This is a genomic window from Amycolatopsis sp. NPDC051061 (assembly GCF_040682935.1).
GTDB lineage: Bacteria > Actinomycetota > Actinomycetes > Mycobacteriales > Pseudonocardiaceae > Amycolatopsis.
Window position 1 is genome coordinate 28,886 of sequence record NZ_JBFBBZ010000026.1, and the last position, 14,324, is coordinate 43,209.

General features: G+C 70.8%; 14 protein-coding genes. 4 read left to right on the forward strand and 10 right to left on the reverse strand.

Going from position 1 to position 14,324, the window contains the following annotated elements:
* Window positions 1-93: 93 nt before the first annotated feature.
* From cmk to AB0N03_RS30855, 5 genes are all read right to left on the reverse strand, one after another.
* Window positions 94-729, reverse strand: a complete 636-nt coding sequence (gene cmk, locus AB0N03_RS30835; RefSeq protein WP_364378663.1) for a (d)CMP kinase — start codon at window positions 727-729, stop codon at window positions 94-96.
* A gap of 246 nt (window positions 730-975) precedes the next feature.
* Window positions 976-2,364: a glutamate decarboxylase gene (locus tag AB0N03_RS30840; RefSeq protein ID WP_364378666.1), complete on the reverse strand. Its 1,389-nt coding sequence runs from the start codon at window positions 2,362-2,364 to the stop codon at window positions 976-978.
* A gap of 73 nt (window positions 2,365-2,437) precedes the next feature.
* Window positions 2,438-2,914: a DNA starvation/stationary phase protection protein gene (locus AB0N03_RS30845; protein WP_155547858.1), complete on the reverse strand. Its 477-nt coding sequence runs from the start codon at window positions 2,912-2,914 to the stop codon at window positions 2,438-2,440.
* 55 nt (window positions 2,915-2,969) lie between these two features.
* Window positions 2,970-3,392 (reverse strand): organic hydroperoxide resistance protein, encoded by a 423-nt coding sequence (locus tag AB0N03_RS30850; RefSeq protein ID WP_364378669.1) that lies wholly within the window; start codon window positions 3,390-3,392, stop codon window positions 2,970-2,972.
* Between the two features lie 196 nt (window positions 3,393-3,588).
* Window positions 3,589-4,161 carry an NADPH-dependent FMN reductase gene (locus tag AB0N03_RS30855; RefSeq protein WP_364378672.1) on the reverse strand — a complete coding sequence of 191 codons (573 nt, stop codon included), beginning with the start codon at window positions 4,159-4,161 and terminating at the stop codon, window positions 3,589-3,591.
* A 126-nt stretch (window positions 4,162-4,287) separates the two neighbouring features.
* Here AB0N03_RS30855 and AB0N03_RS30860 point away from each other — a divergent pair, with 126 nt between their 5' ends.
* Window positions 4,288-5,340 carry an alpha/beta hydrolase gene (locus tag AB0N03_RS30860; protein ID WP_364378675.1) on the forward strand — a complete coding sequence of 351 codons (1,053 nt, stop codon included), beginning with the start codon at window positions 4,288-4,290 and terminating at the stop codon, window positions 5,338-5,340.
* 256 nt (window positions 5,341-5,596) lie between these two features.
* Here the strand turns inward: AB0N03_RS30860 and AB0N03_RS30865 are convergent, their stop codons facing one another.
* The 3 genes from AB0N03_RS30865 to AB0N03_RS30875 all read right to left on the reverse strand — a co-directional run bounded on the left by AB0N03_RS30865 (window position 5,597) and on the right by AB0N03_RS30875 (window position 8,571).
* Window positions 5,597-6,121: a hypothetical protein gene (locus tag AB0N03_RS30865; RefSeq protein WP_364378678.1), complete on the reverse strand. Its 525-nt coding sequence runs from the start codon at window positions 6,119-6,121 to the stop codon at window positions 5,597-5,599.
* Between the two features lie 391 nt (window positions 6,122-6,512).
* Window positions 6,513-7,112, reverse strand: coding sequence for a TetR family transcriptional regulator (locus AB0N03_RS30870; protein WP_364378681.1), 600 nt, complete (start codon window positions 7,110-7,112; stop codon window positions 6,513-6,515).
* Complete coding sequence (locus AB0N03_RS30875) at window positions 7,093-8,571, reverse strand: DHA2 family efflux MFS transporter permease subunit (protein ID WP_364378684.1); 1,479 nt, start codon at window positions 8,569-8,571, stop codon at window positions 7,093-7,095. The genes AB0N03_RS30870 and AB0N03_RS30875 overlap by 20 nt, the downstream gene beginning before the upstream one ends.
* A gap of 232 nt (window positions 8,572-8,803) precedes the next feature.
* Between AB0N03_RS30875 and AB0N03_RS30880 the strand changes: the two genes are divergently transcribed.
* Window positions 8,804-9,940, forward strand: coding sequence for an MFS transporter (locus AB0N03_RS30880; protein WP_364378981.1), 1,137 nt, complete (start codon window positions 8,804-8,806; stop codon window positions 9,938-9,940).
* A gap of 18 nt (window positions 9,941-9,958) precedes the next feature.
* On the opposite strand, the gene AB0N03_RS30885 is transcribed toward AB0N03_RS30880, so the two are convergent.
* Complete coding sequence (locus AB0N03_RS30885) at window positions 9,959-10,342, reverse strand: hypothetical protein (protein WP_364378687.1); 384 nt, start codon at window positions 10,340-10,342, stop codon at window positions 9,959-9,961.
* 16 nt (window positions 10,343-10,358) lie between these two features.
* Entirely contained in the window at window positions 10,359-11,540 is a 1,182-nt protein-coding gene (locus AB0N03_RS30890; protein ID WP_364378690.1) for an RtcB family protein, read from the reverse strand.
* A 156-nt stretch (window positions 11,541-11,696) separates the two neighbouring features.
* Here AB0N03_RS30890 and AB0N03_RS30895 point away from each other — a divergent pair, with 156 nt between their 5' ends.
* Window positions 11,697-13,232 (forward strand): M48 family metallopeptidase, encoded by a 1,536-nt coding sequence (locus AB0N03_RS30895; protein WP_364378693.1) that lies wholly within the window; start codon window positions 11,697-11,699, stop codon window positions 13,230-13,232.
* Entirely contained in the window at window positions 13,184-14,290 is a 1,107-nt protein-coding gene (locus tag AB0N03_RS30900) for a DUF4034 domain-containing protein (protein ID WP_364378696.1), read from the forward strand. The genes AB0N03_RS30895 and AB0N03_RS30900 overlap by 49 nt, the downstream gene beginning before the upstream one ends.
* Window positions 14,291-14,324: the final 34 nt, after the last annotated feature.

A 14,324-nucleotide genomic window follows, 5' to 3' on the forward strand; every position in this document is an offset into this window, starting at 1 on the left:
TCCTTCGGATCACCTGGCCCCTGTCCCAATTACGGCCAACATAGCCCCGGATCAGCGCGCCGCGGTAGAGCCACGTTCGTGGCGAAGGCGGGTTCAGGCCTCGACCAGGCCCGCCTCACGACAGTGGGCCGACATCCGGTCGATAACCTGATCAACCGTCAGATCGGTGGTGTCGATGATTATCGCATCCGGCGCGGGTTTGAGCGGGGAGACCGACCGCGTCATGTCGGCGTGATCCCGGCGCAGGACGTCGTCGAGAACCTGTTTGTACGAACCGGAATTCTCCTGGGCCACCCGGCGAGCCGCGCGCGTCTCGGGCTTGGCCGTCAGGTAGAACTTCAACGGCGCGGCCGGAAACACGACCGTGCCGATGTCGCGCCCCTCCACGATGCTGCGCGAGTTTCCCTTCGCCCAGGCCCGCAGGCAGTTCGTCACCCGCAGCCGCAGTTCGGAAATCCTCGCCACCAGGCTGACCGCCCGCCCCACCTCGGCCGAACGCAGCTCGCCGGTGTCGTACCGGTCCAGCCCGAGCAACACGGAGAGGTTGTTGCGGACCATCCGGGCGCAGAGCTCGATCATGGCCGAGGGATCGTCGGGTTCGATGTCGCTACGGAGGGCTTCATAGGCCAACACACGGTAGGCGCGGCCGCTTTCCAGATAGCTGAACCCGAAGCGTTCCGCCAAACGAAGACTGGTGGTCGTCTTACCAGCCGCAGCGGGGCCGTCCACAGCTATGACGGTGGCCGTACTCGTTTCGAGCGACACAGTTCAACTCCGACCCACAAGAGACGACGAAGCCGGCTCCGCGATCTTGCACCGGCCTCAGGAATTCGAGCACAGTACTGGTAATCGCAGATACACGACTCGATGTTTCGCTCAGTGGCACACAACACAGTTGACGCAACGTATACTTTAATGCACGCGAACGTGTTTCGACCACGCTTTCGTGCAATTCTGACAAAGATTTTCCGATGATCAGTGGTGGAAGGCGGTCGCCTTCGCGGGGTCCTTCGGGCGGCCGCCCTCCTTCTCCAGCTCGGGCAGCACGCGCTTCAGATCGGCCAGCAGCAGGTCGGCGAGGTCGTGCGTGAAGCCGTTGCGGACCACGATCCGCAGCACCGCCAGATCCGTCCGGTGCTCCGGGAACGTGTACGCCGGCACCAGCCAGCCCCGCTCGCGCAGCCGTCGTGACACGTCGAAGACGTCGAACCCGGCGTCCTCGCGCGTCGTGAACGCGAACACCGGCAGCTGGTCGCCGCGGGTCAGCAGCTCGAACTGCCCCAGCGCCTCGATCCCGGACGACAGGTGCGTCGCGACGTCACGCGAAGACTGTTGCACCGCGCGGAATCCTTCCCGGCCGAGTCGCACGAACGTGTAGTACTGCGCCGCGACCTCGGCACCCGGCCGGGAGAAGTTCAACGCGAACGTCGGCATGTCGCCGCCCAGGTAGTTGACGCTGAACACCAGCTCGGACGGCAGCGCGGCCTGATCGCGCCAGATCACCCAGCCGACGCCCGGGTACACGAGCCCGTACTTGTGGCCCGACGTGTTGATCGACGCGACGCGCGGCAGCCGGAAGTCCCACTCCAGATCCGGGTCGAGGAACGGCGCGATCATCGCCCCCGACGCGCCGTCGACGTGCACCGGGATGTCCCAGCCGGTGCGCCCGGCCAGCTCGTCCAGCGCCGCGGCGATCTCCGCGACCGGCTCGTAGCTGCCGTCGAACGTCGAGCCCAGGATCGCCACCACGCCGATCGTGTTCTCGTCGCAGCGCGCCACCGCCTCGTCGGCGGTGAGGTGGTACCGGTCGCCGTCCATCGGCACCAGCCGCGGCTCGACCTCCCAGTACTCGCAGAACTTCTCCCAGCAGACCTGGACGTTGACGCCCATCACCAGGTTCGGCTTCCCCGTGCGGCCGAGCTGGGACCAGCGCCGCTTCAACGCCAGCCCGGCGAGCATGCAGGCTTCGGACGAACCGGTCGTCGAACAGCCCATGATGTCGGCGGGGTCGGGCGCGTGCCACAGGTCGGCGAGGATGTTCACGCAGCGCCGCTCCAGCTCGGCCGTCTGCGGGTACTCGTCCTTGTCGATCATGTTCTTGTCGACGCACTCGGCCATCAGCTCCCGCGCCTGCGGCTCCATCCACGTCGTGACGAACGTGGCGAGGTTGAGCCGCGCGTTGCCGTCGAGCATCAGCTCGTCGCGCACGAGCTGCAGGGCCGTGTCCGGCGGCAGCGGGTCGGCGCGCAGCTGGTCGTGCGGCATGACGAACCCCGCCGCCAGCGCCGGGTTCACCCCGGCGTAGAGCGGGTTGGTGCCGCCGGCACGGTCCGGGCGGTCGGCTTTTCCCTGATGCAAGACCATGCCACCGAACGTACTGAGCCCGGCAACGCGAAAGGGGCCGTCCCGTCCGGAACGACCCCTTTCGCGCGAAAAATCAAGCCTGCTGGGCCTGCCACATCCAGTGCGCCTCTTCGAGCGCGCGGGTGATCTCGATCAGCAGGTCCTGCGTCACGAGGTCGCTCTTGTCGGTCTCGTCGATGCGGGCGCGCAGCCGCTCGATGAGCGCGGAGAGGATGTCGACGATCGCGGCGACCGTGGATTCCACCGACTGCCAGTTGTCGGGGTACTCGGGCACGCCCGAGCTCTCGACGACGGTCTTCGCCTTGCCGTTCGGGGAGATGCCGATGGCGTTGGCGCGCTCGGCGACCTCGTCGACGTACTGCCGCGCGGTGGCGACGAGCTCGTCGAGCTGCAGGTGCGCGCTGCGGAAGTTCGAGCCGACGACGTTCCAGTGCGCCTGCTTGGCGATGAGGGACAGGTCGACCAGGTCGACCAGCGTCGCCTGGAGGGCGTTGCCGGTGATCTCCTTGTCGGCCTCGGAAAGCGGGCTCTTGATCGGAGACTTGCTCATCTCTGGTGTTCCTTTCCTCGGACTCGTTCGACTCGTGTGCATTCGAAGCGGGAGGTCAGACGGTGGCGGAGAGCGCGACCTCGATGTTGCCGCGGGTCGCGTTGGAGTAGGGGCACACCTGGTGGGCCTGCTCGACCAGCTGGTCGGCCTGGGCCTGCTCGAGGCCCGGCAGGGAGACGTTCAGCGCGACGCCGAGGCCGAAGCCGACGTCCTGCTTGAGCACGCTGACCTCGGCGGTCACCGTGGAATCGCCCAGCGCCACCTTGGCCTGGCGGGCGACCAGCTGCAGGGCGCTGTGGAAGCAGGCCGAATAGCCGGCGGCGAACAGCTGCTCGGGATTGGTCTTGTCCCCGCCGGGGCCGCCCATCTCCTTGGGGATGGCCAGCGACTCGTCGATGACGCCGTCGGACGAGGTCACTTCGCCGTTGCGGCCGTCGCCGCGTGCCGTCGCCACCGCGGTGTAGATCGCCTGACCCATGCTCAGCCTGCCTTCTGTCGCGGACACTCCACACCGAGCGTCTCACTGAGCACAACATCCCGCACCCGCGGAACAGTGCCCCCACATGGCAGGCATCACGTCGGTCGATTACCCGGCGCCCCCCGGGCGAAACGTCTGTGTTCAATCGGGGCTCCACCCCGGCCGGGGGCTCCGCCACCCGGAACCCCCGAAATCCTCATGCGGTGCGCGTCACCGCGAATTCGGCGACCTGGCGTCCGATCAGGCGAAGGGTGCGGACGCTCTTCTCGTCCGACGCGCCGCCGCCCTCGTCGAACTTGGTCTCGGCCGAGTTGATCGCACCACCCAGCGGGGTGGCCCAGCCGCGCAGCGCGTGCGTGATCGTGCGCAGCTGCTCGAGCGTCGTGACCGCGGCCTGCCAACCGTAGGCGACGGCGGCCAGGCCGACCGCCCGGCCGTCGAGGTAGGGACGCTGGTCGTCGCGCAGGTCTTCGACGTAGTCCAGGGCGTTCTTGACCAGGCCGGACAGCGCGCCGTGGTAGCCCGGCGACACGACGATGAGCCCGTCCGCCTGCCGCACGGCCTCGATGAGCGTGGTGGCGCGTTCGTCGCGGGCCGGCTCGCCGGCGTCGTAGAACGGCAGCACCAGGTCCGGACCGGTGAGCATCCGGGTCCGGACCCCGACTTCGGCCGCGCCGGCGAGCGCGATCTGCAGGGCGCGTTCGGACTGGGAGCCCTCCCGCAGGGAGCCGCCGATCCCGAGCACGTTGATCGTCCTGGCTGAAGTCACGCTTTCCAGGCTAACCCCTCCACTTAAGTGGATATCCAGACTTTGGGACCGAGGGCCGCGTCACAGCTGGACCTGTTACCTACTGACGAGTAACATCCCCGGCGCACCGACGCTCAGGAGGCAAAGATGGCGATCCCGCTCCCGGTCCGCGTGCAGGCCGCGGCGTCCCAGCTCGCGTTCTGGCTGCCCACGCCGCTGCGGCGGGCGGTCGCGGGCCGCCCGGTGCGCCTCGACGGCCAGGACCTCGCGCTCGACGCCCAGCTGCTGCTCCGGCTCCAGAAGCTCGCGGGCGCCGAACTGGTGCAGGGCTCGGTGGAGCAGTCGCGCGCGTTGCTCGACACCGGGCGGCACCTGGTCAGCGGCAAGCCGATCGAGCCGGTTTCGGTGCGGGAGATCGCCGTGCCGACGCCCGATGGCGACCTCCCCGCGACGCTCTACACGCCGGTCGGGCTGCCCGAGAAGTCGCCGCTGCTGGTGTTCTTCCACGGCGGCGGCTGGGTGATCGGCACGCGCGCGAGCCACGACAACGCCGCCCGCTTCCTGGCCAAGCACGCCGGGGTGCGGGTGCTGTCGATCGAGTACCGGCTGGCGCCGGAGTTCCCGTTCCCGGCGGCCGCGGAGGACGCGCTCGCGGCGTTCGAATACGCGGTGGCGAAGGCGAGCGACCTCGGCGCCGACCCGGCGCGGATCGCCGTCGGCGGCGACAGTGCGGGCGGCAACCTCGCCGCGGTGACGGCCCAGCAGGCGGTCCGGCGAGGGGGCCCGGCGCCGGCGTTCCAGCTGCTGATCTACCCGGCGACGGACTTCGCGCGGCGCTACCGCTCGCAGGACCTGTTCGCCGAGGACCTGTTCCTGACCGACGTGCACATGAAGTGGTTCGAGGGCCACTACGTGCCGGAAGGCGCGGACCTGACCGACCCGCGCCTGTCCCCGCTGCGCGCGGACGACCTGAGCGGCCTGCCCCCGGCGCTGGTCGTCACGGCGGGCTTCGACCCGCTGCGCGACGAAGGTGAGGCGTACGCGGAGAAGCTGCGCGAGGCGGGTGTCGAGGTGGCGTTGCGCCGGCACGACGATCTGATCCACGGGTTCATCAACTTCACCGGCGTCGGGACCCGGTTCCGCGAGGCGCTGGCCGAGATGGCGGGCGCGCTGCGGCAGGGACTGTCCAAACGGGACTGAGCTTGCCGGTGGCGGCCGGCGTCCCGGCGAAGTCGCGTTTGCCGGGCGGGACGTCATGAAAGGGTCGTTCATGACGTTGGACGACAGGAAAGAGTCGTTCATGACGTCGCCAACCCCCGCCCAACGTCTCCGCGCGCGGCCGTGACTTTGCCGGAGCCCTGGCACGAGAAGTCCTGCACCCGGAGGACGAACCCGGAGCCCGGCGCGGAGGAATGTCCGCGGCCGGGCTCCGGGCCCCCTGTTTCCGATAGCCGGGTTACGGCAGCGGCGGCACCGGTACCGGCAGCGGCGGCACCGGAAGGCCGCCCAGCAGCCCGCCCAAGATGCCGGTGACGGCGGCGAGCAACGCTTTCACCAGGTCACTGACGATCTTCAGCGGACCCGGCAGGTCCGGCAGCGACGGGATCGGCAACGGCAACGGCGGCAGCTGGCGCGCCTTCGCCGTCGGGTCGGCCAGCAGCCGGCTGGACTCGTCGGCGCGCCCCTTGGCGAGCCCGGCGAGCTGCTCGGTGTCGGTCTGGACCGTGTAGCGCTTCCCGGCGGCGATGTCCGCCAGCACCGGGCTCAGCCGGCCCAGGTCCGACCGCGTGGCGCCGACGTTGGCCGCGTAGGCCACCTTGGTCAGGTCGTCGCGCAGCTGGAGCACTTGCCCGGCGAGGGCCTGGGTGCTGGAGGACCCCTTGCCCCCGGCCGGGCTCGCCGAAGCGATCCCCGCCATTCCGACCGCGAGCAGACTGCCGGCGGCTACCAGGGCGATGGACCGCCCGAACTTGCCTTTCATTGCTTACCTCCTGGCCTCGAGACCTGACGGGGTAAATCGATACTCCCCGTATCGGAGATAAGCCACCCGATCACCGGTTGGAGACGTTTTCTAACCCTTACGTGCCGGATGCGCAGGCAGCGAACTCGACCGCAATTGATTAACGTCGAAAGCTTGCCCGTCCCCCCGAAGATCATCTGATCGAGTTTCCCCGTCACCGCTGGTAGCAAGCGTCCACTATGGAACGCCTAAGCCACTCACACGGGTGTAAACGGTGATCGTTTACCTTCATCACTCCGTCGAACCGCGTGGCGGGACTGCTCCAGACGGGGCGTCCCCCACACTCGCACCGCCACCCCCAAGGTTCTCGCGTGGCCGGTACCGAAATGCGCAACCAATTCCGAAAGAACCGTCAAAGCGGCAGGCCCGCCTCCAGGTGCGCCACCGCCCGGTCGAGCACCACCAGCGTGTCCGCCTCGGGATCCGCCGCCGCACCCAGGAACGCCGCCATGACCACCCCGACCACCGCGCCCGCCCAGTTGCGGACCTCGAAGTCGCCCGCCGACCGGCCGGTCCGCTGGGCCGCCATGTCCGCCAGCAGCTCGATCCCCTCCGCGAACCGGTCCATGATCGCGCTGCGCAGCTCGGGCTCGCGGAACACCAGCATCTGCCGCTGGCGTTCGTCCTTCCACTCCTCGCCCGAGACCTGCTCGCGGATGATGTCGACCGTCGCCCTCAGCGCGGCGAGCGGGCTGAGCTCGGCCGGCTGGGCGAACGTCGCCGCGATCAGCAGCGGGTCGAACGCGTCGTAGAGGACCGTCGCTTCCTTCGTCGGGAAGTACCGGAAGAACGTGCTGGGCGAGATCTCGGCCGCCGCCGCGATCTGGTCCACCGTCGTGGCGCTGTAGCCCTGCTCCCGGAACAGCCGCAACGCGTGCCGCTGGATCGCGGCACGCGTCCTGGCCTTCTTCCGTTCCCGCAGCCCCGAGGGCTCAGATGGCGACGACGTCATGCTCCGATTCTCGCGGCTGCGCCCCCGGGGCCGTCCGCCCGGGCAGGAACAGCAGCGCGAGCAGCGCGCCGGCCAGCCCGAGCCCGGCGCACACCCACAGCGTCGCCGCCATGCCGTCGGTGAACGCGGCCCGCGCCGAATCGCCCAGCGCCGGCAGGTGGAGCTTCGCCGCGACGGCGACCGCGGCCGACGCACTGCCGCGCACCGCGTCGGCGACCGGCACGGGCAGGCCGTCCACGGCGACGCCGGCGCGGTAGACGCCGTTGAGCACCGTGCCCAGCACCGCGACGCCGATCGTGCCGCCGACCTGGCGCAACACCTGGATCAGCGCCGAGCCGGCACCCGAGCGGCCCTCGGTGAGCGCGCCCATCGCCATCGTCATCAGCGGCGGCAGCGTGCACCCGGTGCCCAGCCCGATCACGCTCGCCCAGGCCACGGTGAGGCCGTAGCCGTCCGACGGCGACGTCGTCGAGCCCCAGGCCAGCCCGGCCGCGAGCAGCACGAACCCGGCCGTGACCACCACGCGGACGCCGGCCGCGGCGACCAGCTTCTCGGCGATCTTCGCCGAGACCAGCATCCCGCCGATCAGCGGCAGCAGCCGCACGCCGGTTTGCAGCGCGTCGGCTCCCTGCACCGCCTGGAACAGCTGCGGCAGCACGAACAGCAGGCCCATCAGCGCGAACGACGCCATCGTGGCGAGCACCGCGCCCCAGACGAACCGCGGCTCACGGAACAACGCGAGGTCGGTCAGCGGCGCGGCCGTCCGCGTCTGCAGCAGGCAGAACACCGCGAGCAACGCGACACCGAGCGCGATCAGGCCGTACGTCGCCGGGTCGGCCCAGCCGTGCTCGCCGGCGTAGACGAAGCCGTACGTCAGCGCGACCAGCCCGGCGGCCGAGAGCGCGATGCCCGTGAAGTCGATCGCGCCCCGGCCGGACCCGGGCGTGAGCGGTACCAGGAACAGCACCGCGACCAGGCCGACCACGGTCAGCGGGACGTTGATCAGGAACACCGAGCCCCACGCGAAGTGGTCGAGCAGCCAGCCACCGAGCAGCGGGCCGAGCGGGATGCCGACGAACGTCGCCATCACCCACGTCGTCAGCGCCTTCGCCCGCTCCTCCGGCGGGAACAGTATGTTGAGCAGCGAGAGCGAGAGCGGGATAAGGAACGCGGCGCCGACGCCGAGCACGACGCGGGCGGCGATCAGCTCGCCCGGCGAGCCGGCGTAGGCGCACCCCAGCGAGGCCAGCCCGAACAGCGCGAGCGCGCCGAGCAGCAGCTTCTTCGGGCCGAACCGGTCGCCCAGCAGGCCCGCCGGCAGCAGCAGCGCGGCCAGGGCCAGCATGTAGGCGTTGCCGAACCATTGCAGCTGCGTGGTCGTGGCGCCGAGGTCGACGGCGAGCGTCGGCACGGCGACGTTCAGCACGGTCAGGTCGAGACCGACGGTCAGCAGGCTCACCGCGAGCGCTCCGAGCGCCCACCACCTGCGGGGATGAAGTTGAGTCATAGCGACCCCCAATTGATAGTGACTACCAAATGAGAGTAACCCTCAAAATCTCCGGACACCAGGGCCCGCTGTCCGGGAAATAACTTGCACGCGCGTACCACCTTGGGTTCTCATCGAGAACGTGCCGCTGCAGCCTTACCGCCGGGTCCTGTCCGTCCCCCGCGTCCCCTCGACGATGGCGCTGATGTTCCTGGCGCGGCTGCCGATGACCATGAACGGCGTGCTGATGACGCTGTACATCGTCACCGGCCTCGGCCGCGGCTACGGCGCCGCCGGGCTGGTCGGCGCCGGCATCACCCTCGGGATGGGCCTCGGCGCGCCGCTGCTGGGGCGCTGCTTCGACCGCTACGGCCTGCGTCCGATCGTCGCCGTCTGCGGGATCGGCACGACGGCGTTCTGGTTCGCCGCACCGCACCTGCCCTACGAGGCGCTCGCGGTCGTCGCGATCCCGGCCGGGATGCTCTCGGTGCCGGCGGGCTCGCTGGCGCGGCAGATCCTGGCCGCGCTCGTCCCAGTCGAGGAGCGCCGGGCGGCGTACTCGCTCGACACGATCTCCATCGAGGCGACGTTCATGATCGGCCCCGCGATCGGCATCGCGGCGATCACGACGCTCTCGCCGTCCTTCACGCTCAGCGCGCTCGGCGTGCTGTTCGGCGGCACGGCGCTCCTGATCTGGCTGGTCGACCCGCCGATCCGTGAATCGGCCGAGCCCGGCGCGTCGACGATCCGGCCGCCGCTGCGGAGCTGGCTCACCGGCCGGCTCGTGGCGACGCTGCTGATCGCCGCCGGCGCGTTGTTCGTGCTGGTCGGCACCGAACTGGCGACGCTCGCCGCCCTGCGCTCGAACGGCGACATCGGCATGACCGGGGTGGTGATCGCGGTGATGTGCGTGGCGTCGATCGCCGGCGGCATCGTGCACGGCGCGGTGAAGAAGTCGCTGCCGCAGGGCCTGCTGATGCTGCTGCTCGCGCTGCTGGTGGTGCCGGTCGGGCTCGCGGACCAGCCGTGGTGGCTGCTGATGCTGGTGCTGATCCCGACGAACCTGGTCTGCGCGCCGACGCTCGCGGCGACCACCGAGACGGTCAGCCGGATCGCCCCGCCGCAGGTCCGCGGCGAGGCGATGGGGCTGCAGGACGCGTCGACGCGCCTCGGCCTGGCGCTGGGCAGCCCGGTGGTCGGCTTCGCGATCGACCACTCGAGCCCGGCGTGGGGCTTCGCCGCGGCGGGGCTCGGCGGCCTGGTCATCGCGGCGGCGGGCCTGCTGTACCGCCGCGCGCCGGAACCCGCGGCGGAGCCGGCCCCCGCGCTGGCCGAGAGCTAGCGGGTCCGCCGCGGTCTGTCAGCCGCCGCAGGCCACGCGGAGGGCGTCGAGCTTCTTGACGTTGCGCTGCACCCACTGGGCGACGACGCCGGCGTCCTCGATGCGTTCCTTCTGCACCTCGACGTACGAGCCGGCCATCCCCAGCAGCGCGTTCTTGACGTCCTGGTCCTCGACGTTCCCCGCGAGCTCCCGCAGCCGCTTCTCCTTGTCCGCGGCGCGAGCCTTGAGCTTGTCCGGGTCGACCAGCGGGTTCAGGTCCGCCAGCCCGAGCGCCTCGGTGCACGCGCCCACCTTGTCCGCCGTCTTCGAGCCCTGGTCGACCGCGTTGCCGACCTCGGCGCACCCGCTCAGCAGCAGTGCGGCCGCGGCCAGCAGCGCGGCCGTCGTTCCACCCCTCGTCATGGCGCCAAGGTACCGCTCAGCCCTTCACGCAGACCACCTGCTTGAGGTGCGCCACCACCTCGACCAGGTCCGTCTGGGCACGGATCACCGAATCGATGTCCTTGTACGCCGCCGGGATCTCGTCGACGACACCCGAGTCCTTGCGGCATTCGACGCCGGCCGTCTGCGCCGCGAGGTCGTCGGCCGTGAAGAGCTTCTTGGCCTTGGTGCGCGACATCCGGCGGCCGGCACCGTGCGACGCCGACCGGAACGACGACTCGTTCCCGAGGCCCCGGACGATGTACGAACCGGTCCCCATGCTGCCCGGGATGATCCCGAGGTCACCCGATCCGGCGCGGATCGCGCCCTTGCGGGTGACCAGCAGCTCGATCCCGTCGTACGTCTCCTCGGAGACGTAGTTGTGGTGGCAGGAGATCGCGTCGTCGAACGTCGTGCCGGGCACGACCTCCGCCAGCGCCAGCTTCACGAGCGCGACCATCGTGGCGCGGTTGCGCGCCGCGTAGTCCTGCGCCCAGAACAGGTCACGCCGGTAGGCCGCCATCTCCGGCGTGCCGGCGACGAACACCGCGAGGTCCCGGTCGGGCAGGTCGGCGTTGTGCGGCAGCTTGCGCGCGACGGCCATGTGCCGTTCCGCCAGCTCCTTGCCGATGTTGCGCGAACCCGAGTGCAGCATCAGCCAGACCTGGCCGGTGCCCTCTTCGAGGCAGACCTCGATGAAGTGGTTCCCGCCACCGAGGCTCCCGATCTGCCGCGCGGCCCGGTCGTGCAGCTCCTGGACGCCGGTGTGCAGCTCGCCGAAGCCCTTCCAGAACGTGTCCCAGCCGCCGACGCCGTGCACCTTCGCGGGGTTCACGGGCGTCTTGTGCAGCCCGAACCCGACCGGAACGGCCGACTCGATGCGGCGACGCAGCTTCCCGAGGTCGTCCGGCAGGTCGCTCGCGGTGAGCGACGTCCGGACGGCGCTCATGCCGCACCCGATGTCCACGCCGACCGCGGCGGGCGAAACGGCGTCGCGCATGGCGATGACGCTGCCGACGGTCGCGCCCTTCCCGTAGTGCACGTCGGGCATCACGGCGAGACCGTGCACCCACGGCAGGTTCGCGACGTTGTGCAGCTGCCGCATGGCCTGGTCTTCGACCGACGCGGGGTCCGCCCACATCCGGATCGGGACGCGGGCGCCTTCGACAGCGGTGTACATGGTTTCCTCCCCTTGAAGTGCTTGCGGTGCACAGGATCCACCGAATCCGGCAAAACGCCAAGGCGATTTCTTCGTGAGCAAAAAGAAATCCGGCGGAAGCGATCCATCCGGCAGAATGAGCCGACTGTCCCGAAGGGACGGTGTGGGGGAGGAATGGTGAAGACGTCGTGGCGCGCGCTCGTCGCCGTCGTGCTGCTGGCCGGGTTCCCGGTCCTCGTGCTGCTGGTCGTCGGCGGTCTCGCCGTCGCCGAGTACTACGCCTTCCGGCAGTCCGGGCTGCTGGCGATCAAGCTCGGCATCGTCGCGGTCCCGGTGTCGTTCGCGCTGCTCAAGGCCCTGTTCGCGATCGAGCGGACCCGCGGGGAAGACCTGCCGGGCGTGCTGGTGACCCCGGCGGACCAGCCCGGGCTGTGGGCGCTCGTGAGAGAGCTCGCCGACACCGTCGGCACCCGGCCGCCGGACGCGATCTCGCTGCTCAACGACGTCAACGCCGGCGTGCGCGAGCGGACCGGGTGGCTCGGGCTGCGGGTGCGCCGCCGCGAGATGTTCATCGGGGCGCAGCTGCTCGCGGGTTTGCGCCACGACCAGCTGCGCGCCCTGCTCGGGCACGAGCTGGCGCACTACACCAACCGCGACACCCGGCTCGCCGGGCTGACCTACCGCGGCCGGCGAGCCATCGAGCGCGCGCTGACCGGGCTGGCCGGCGACGGCTGGTTCGAAGGGCTGGTCCGGAAGCTGTTCGTGCTCTACGCGAAGCTCTACTTCGTGGTCTCCGCCTCGGTCTGCCGCCGTCAGGAGCTCGCCGCCGACGCCGCCGCGGCGCGGCTCGCCGGCACCGCGGCCGCGGCGAGCGCGCTGCGCGAGGTCGAAGCGCTCGACGTCGCCTGGAAGTACTACCTCGACCACTACCTGCTGGTCGGCTGGCACGCGGGCTACCTGCCGGATCGGCCCGCGGCCGGGTTCCGCTCGCTGCTCGCCGACACCGGGCGCGCCGAGCAGCTCGACCGGCTCCGGCGGGAGCTGCCGGAAGAGGAGACCTCCCGCTACGACACGCACCCGGCGACGCCGGACCGGATCGCGGCGCTGGAAGCCCAGCCGGAGGTCCCGGGCCGGCCGGGCGGCGACCGCCCGGCGAGCGACGTCCTGCGGGACGCCGACGCGACACTGGACGCGGCCCTGTTCGCCGACTTGGCCACCGAAGCGGCGGCCAAGCGGCGCACGGACTGGGACAGCCTGGTGGACCTCGGCTTCCGGCACGCCGCGACCAAGGTCGCCGCGGCGTTCCTGGCCGGGCGCACGCTCGACGAGGCGCTCACGCTCATCGACGAGGGGCACGCGAGCGAGTTCGCCGACCCGGACGTGCGGCCCCCGGCCACCGCCGGGCCGCGGGCCCAGCGCGAGTTCGTCGTCGCCTCCGTGCGCGAGAACCTGTCCACCATGGTCGCCGCCGCGCTGGCGGAGGCCGGGGTGGCGCACTGGAAGCTGTCCTGGTCCGGCCCGGCCGACCTGGTCGTCGACGAGCCGCACGGCAGCGCGCTGCCCGCCGCGCTCGACGCCGCCGCGGCGGCCGGCCCCGACACGGCCCCGCTGCGCCGCCTGCTGACCACCGCCGGCGCCCTGCCGGTCCGTTACGGAGGAGACCCATGCCGTTGTTCGACTTCAAGCGCCGCAAGGCCGCGGTGGCGCTGGTGAAGGCCGCGCGGGTCCGCGGGATGAGCGTCGAGGACTACGCGAAGACGCTCTCGCCCGCGGAACTGGCGCAGTACGTCCCGCAGGACAAGAAGCCGGAAGCGCCGAAGGTCGAGATGCCGGACGTCGCGCTGTGGGGCCTGCCGCCCGACAGTGCCGTGACGGCGGCGAAGTTCATCGCCGACGCCCGCCTCGCCGAAGCCGTCACGGCGTACCGCGACGGCGACTGGCAACCGGGTGCCGCCCTGCTCGCGGACCTCGGCACCGACTGGGACCGCCGGGCCCACGCCGTGCAGCAGCTCGGCGACGTCGCGGCGGACGACGAAGGCCCGCTGAAGGCGTGGCGGGAGTCCGGAAGCGCGGACGCGGCCACCGTCCACGCCCAGGGCCTGGTCGCGCTGGCCTGGCAGATCCGCACATCGTTCACGCCCGAGCACGTCTCCGAGGACCAGTGGGCCGGGTTCTTCCGGGTGCTCGAGGAAGCCGAAACCGCGACGCGCGCGGCGACCGAAGCGGCGCCGGAAGACCCGACGCCGTGGTGGACCATGCTCACCGTCGCCCGCGGGCGCCAGTACGAGAACGACGACTTCCGCGCGGTCTGGGCGGAGCTCGTGGCGCGTGACCCGCTCCACCGGCAGGGCCACGAGCAGGCCCTGCAGTACTGGTGCGCCAAGTGGTTCGGCTCGCACGAGCAGATGTTCGCCTTCGCCGACGAAGCCGTCGCGAAGGCGCCGAAGCTCGCGGGCCTCGGCCTCGTCGCCGCGCACGAAGCGGAGGACAAGAAGGTCGAGGCCTGGAAGAGCGACCGGACCGGGCGCGCGCTGGACGTCGTCCTGCCGTGGCTGGCCGGCGAAGACCAGGACCACCCGGCGAACCTTCGTGACCGCGCGTACGCGGCGAAGGTGCTGGTGGTGAACGGCCGCTGCGACGAGGCCGTCGAGCAGTTCAAGGCGCTCGGCGTGCACGCGGACGCGCTCATCTGGGCCTACGGCGGCAACGGCCGGGAGCACGAGTTCAAGAAGACGCGTTACCTGGCCTGCTACGGCGCGACCCGGCCGTGAACTCACGCGTTGGCCCCTCACCGCGTTCGGTGAG

What these genes read in the sequence shown, in the direction of transcription:
- AB0N03_RS30840 (WP_364378666.1), bottom strand. Translation starts at nt 2,364, where the DNA reads ATGGTCTTGCATCAGGGAAAAGCCGACCGCCCGGACCGTGCCGGCGGC.
- AB0N03_RS30845 (WP_155547858.1), bottom strand. Translation starts at nt 2,914, where the DNA reads ATGAGCAAGTCTCCGATCAAGAGCCCGCTTTCCGAGGCCGACAAGGAG.
- AB0N03_RS30850 (WP_364378669.1), bottom strand. Translation starts at nt 3,392, where the DNA reads ATGGGTCAGGCGATCTACACCGCGGTGGCGACGGCACGCGGCGACGGC.
- AB0N03_RS30860 (WP_364378675.1), top strand. Translation starts at nt 4,288, where the DNA reads ATGGCGATCCCGCTCCCGGTCCGCGTGCAGGCCGCGGCGTCCCAGCTC.
- AB0N03_RS30865 (WP_364378678.1), bottom strand. Translation starts at nt 6,121, where the DNA reads ATGAAAGGCAAGTTCGGGCGGTCCATCGCCCTGGTAGCCGCCGGCAGT.
- AB0N03_RS30870 (WP_364378681.1), bottom strand. Translation starts at nt 7,112, where the DNA reads ATGACGTCGTCGCCATCTGAGCCCTCGGGGCTGCGGGAACGGAAGAAG.
- AB0N03_RS30880 (WP_364378981.1), top strand. Translation starts at nt 8,804, where the DNA reads ATGTTCCTGGCGCGGCTGCCGATGACCATGAACGGCGTGCTGATGACG.
- AB0N03_RS30885 (WP_364378687.1), bottom strand. Translation starts at nt 10,342, where the DNA reads ATGACGAGGGGTGGAACGACGGCCGCGCTGCTGGCCGCGGCCGCACTG.
- AB0N03_RS30890 (WP_364378690.1), bottom strand. Translation starts at nt 11,540, where the DNA reads ATGTACACCGCTGTCGAAGGCGCCCGCGTCCCGATCCGGATGTGGGCG.
- AB0N03_RS30900 (WP_364378696.1), top strand. Translation starts at nt 13,184, where the DNA reads ATGCCGTTGTTCGACTTCAAGCGCCGCAAGGCCGCGGTGGCGCTGGTG.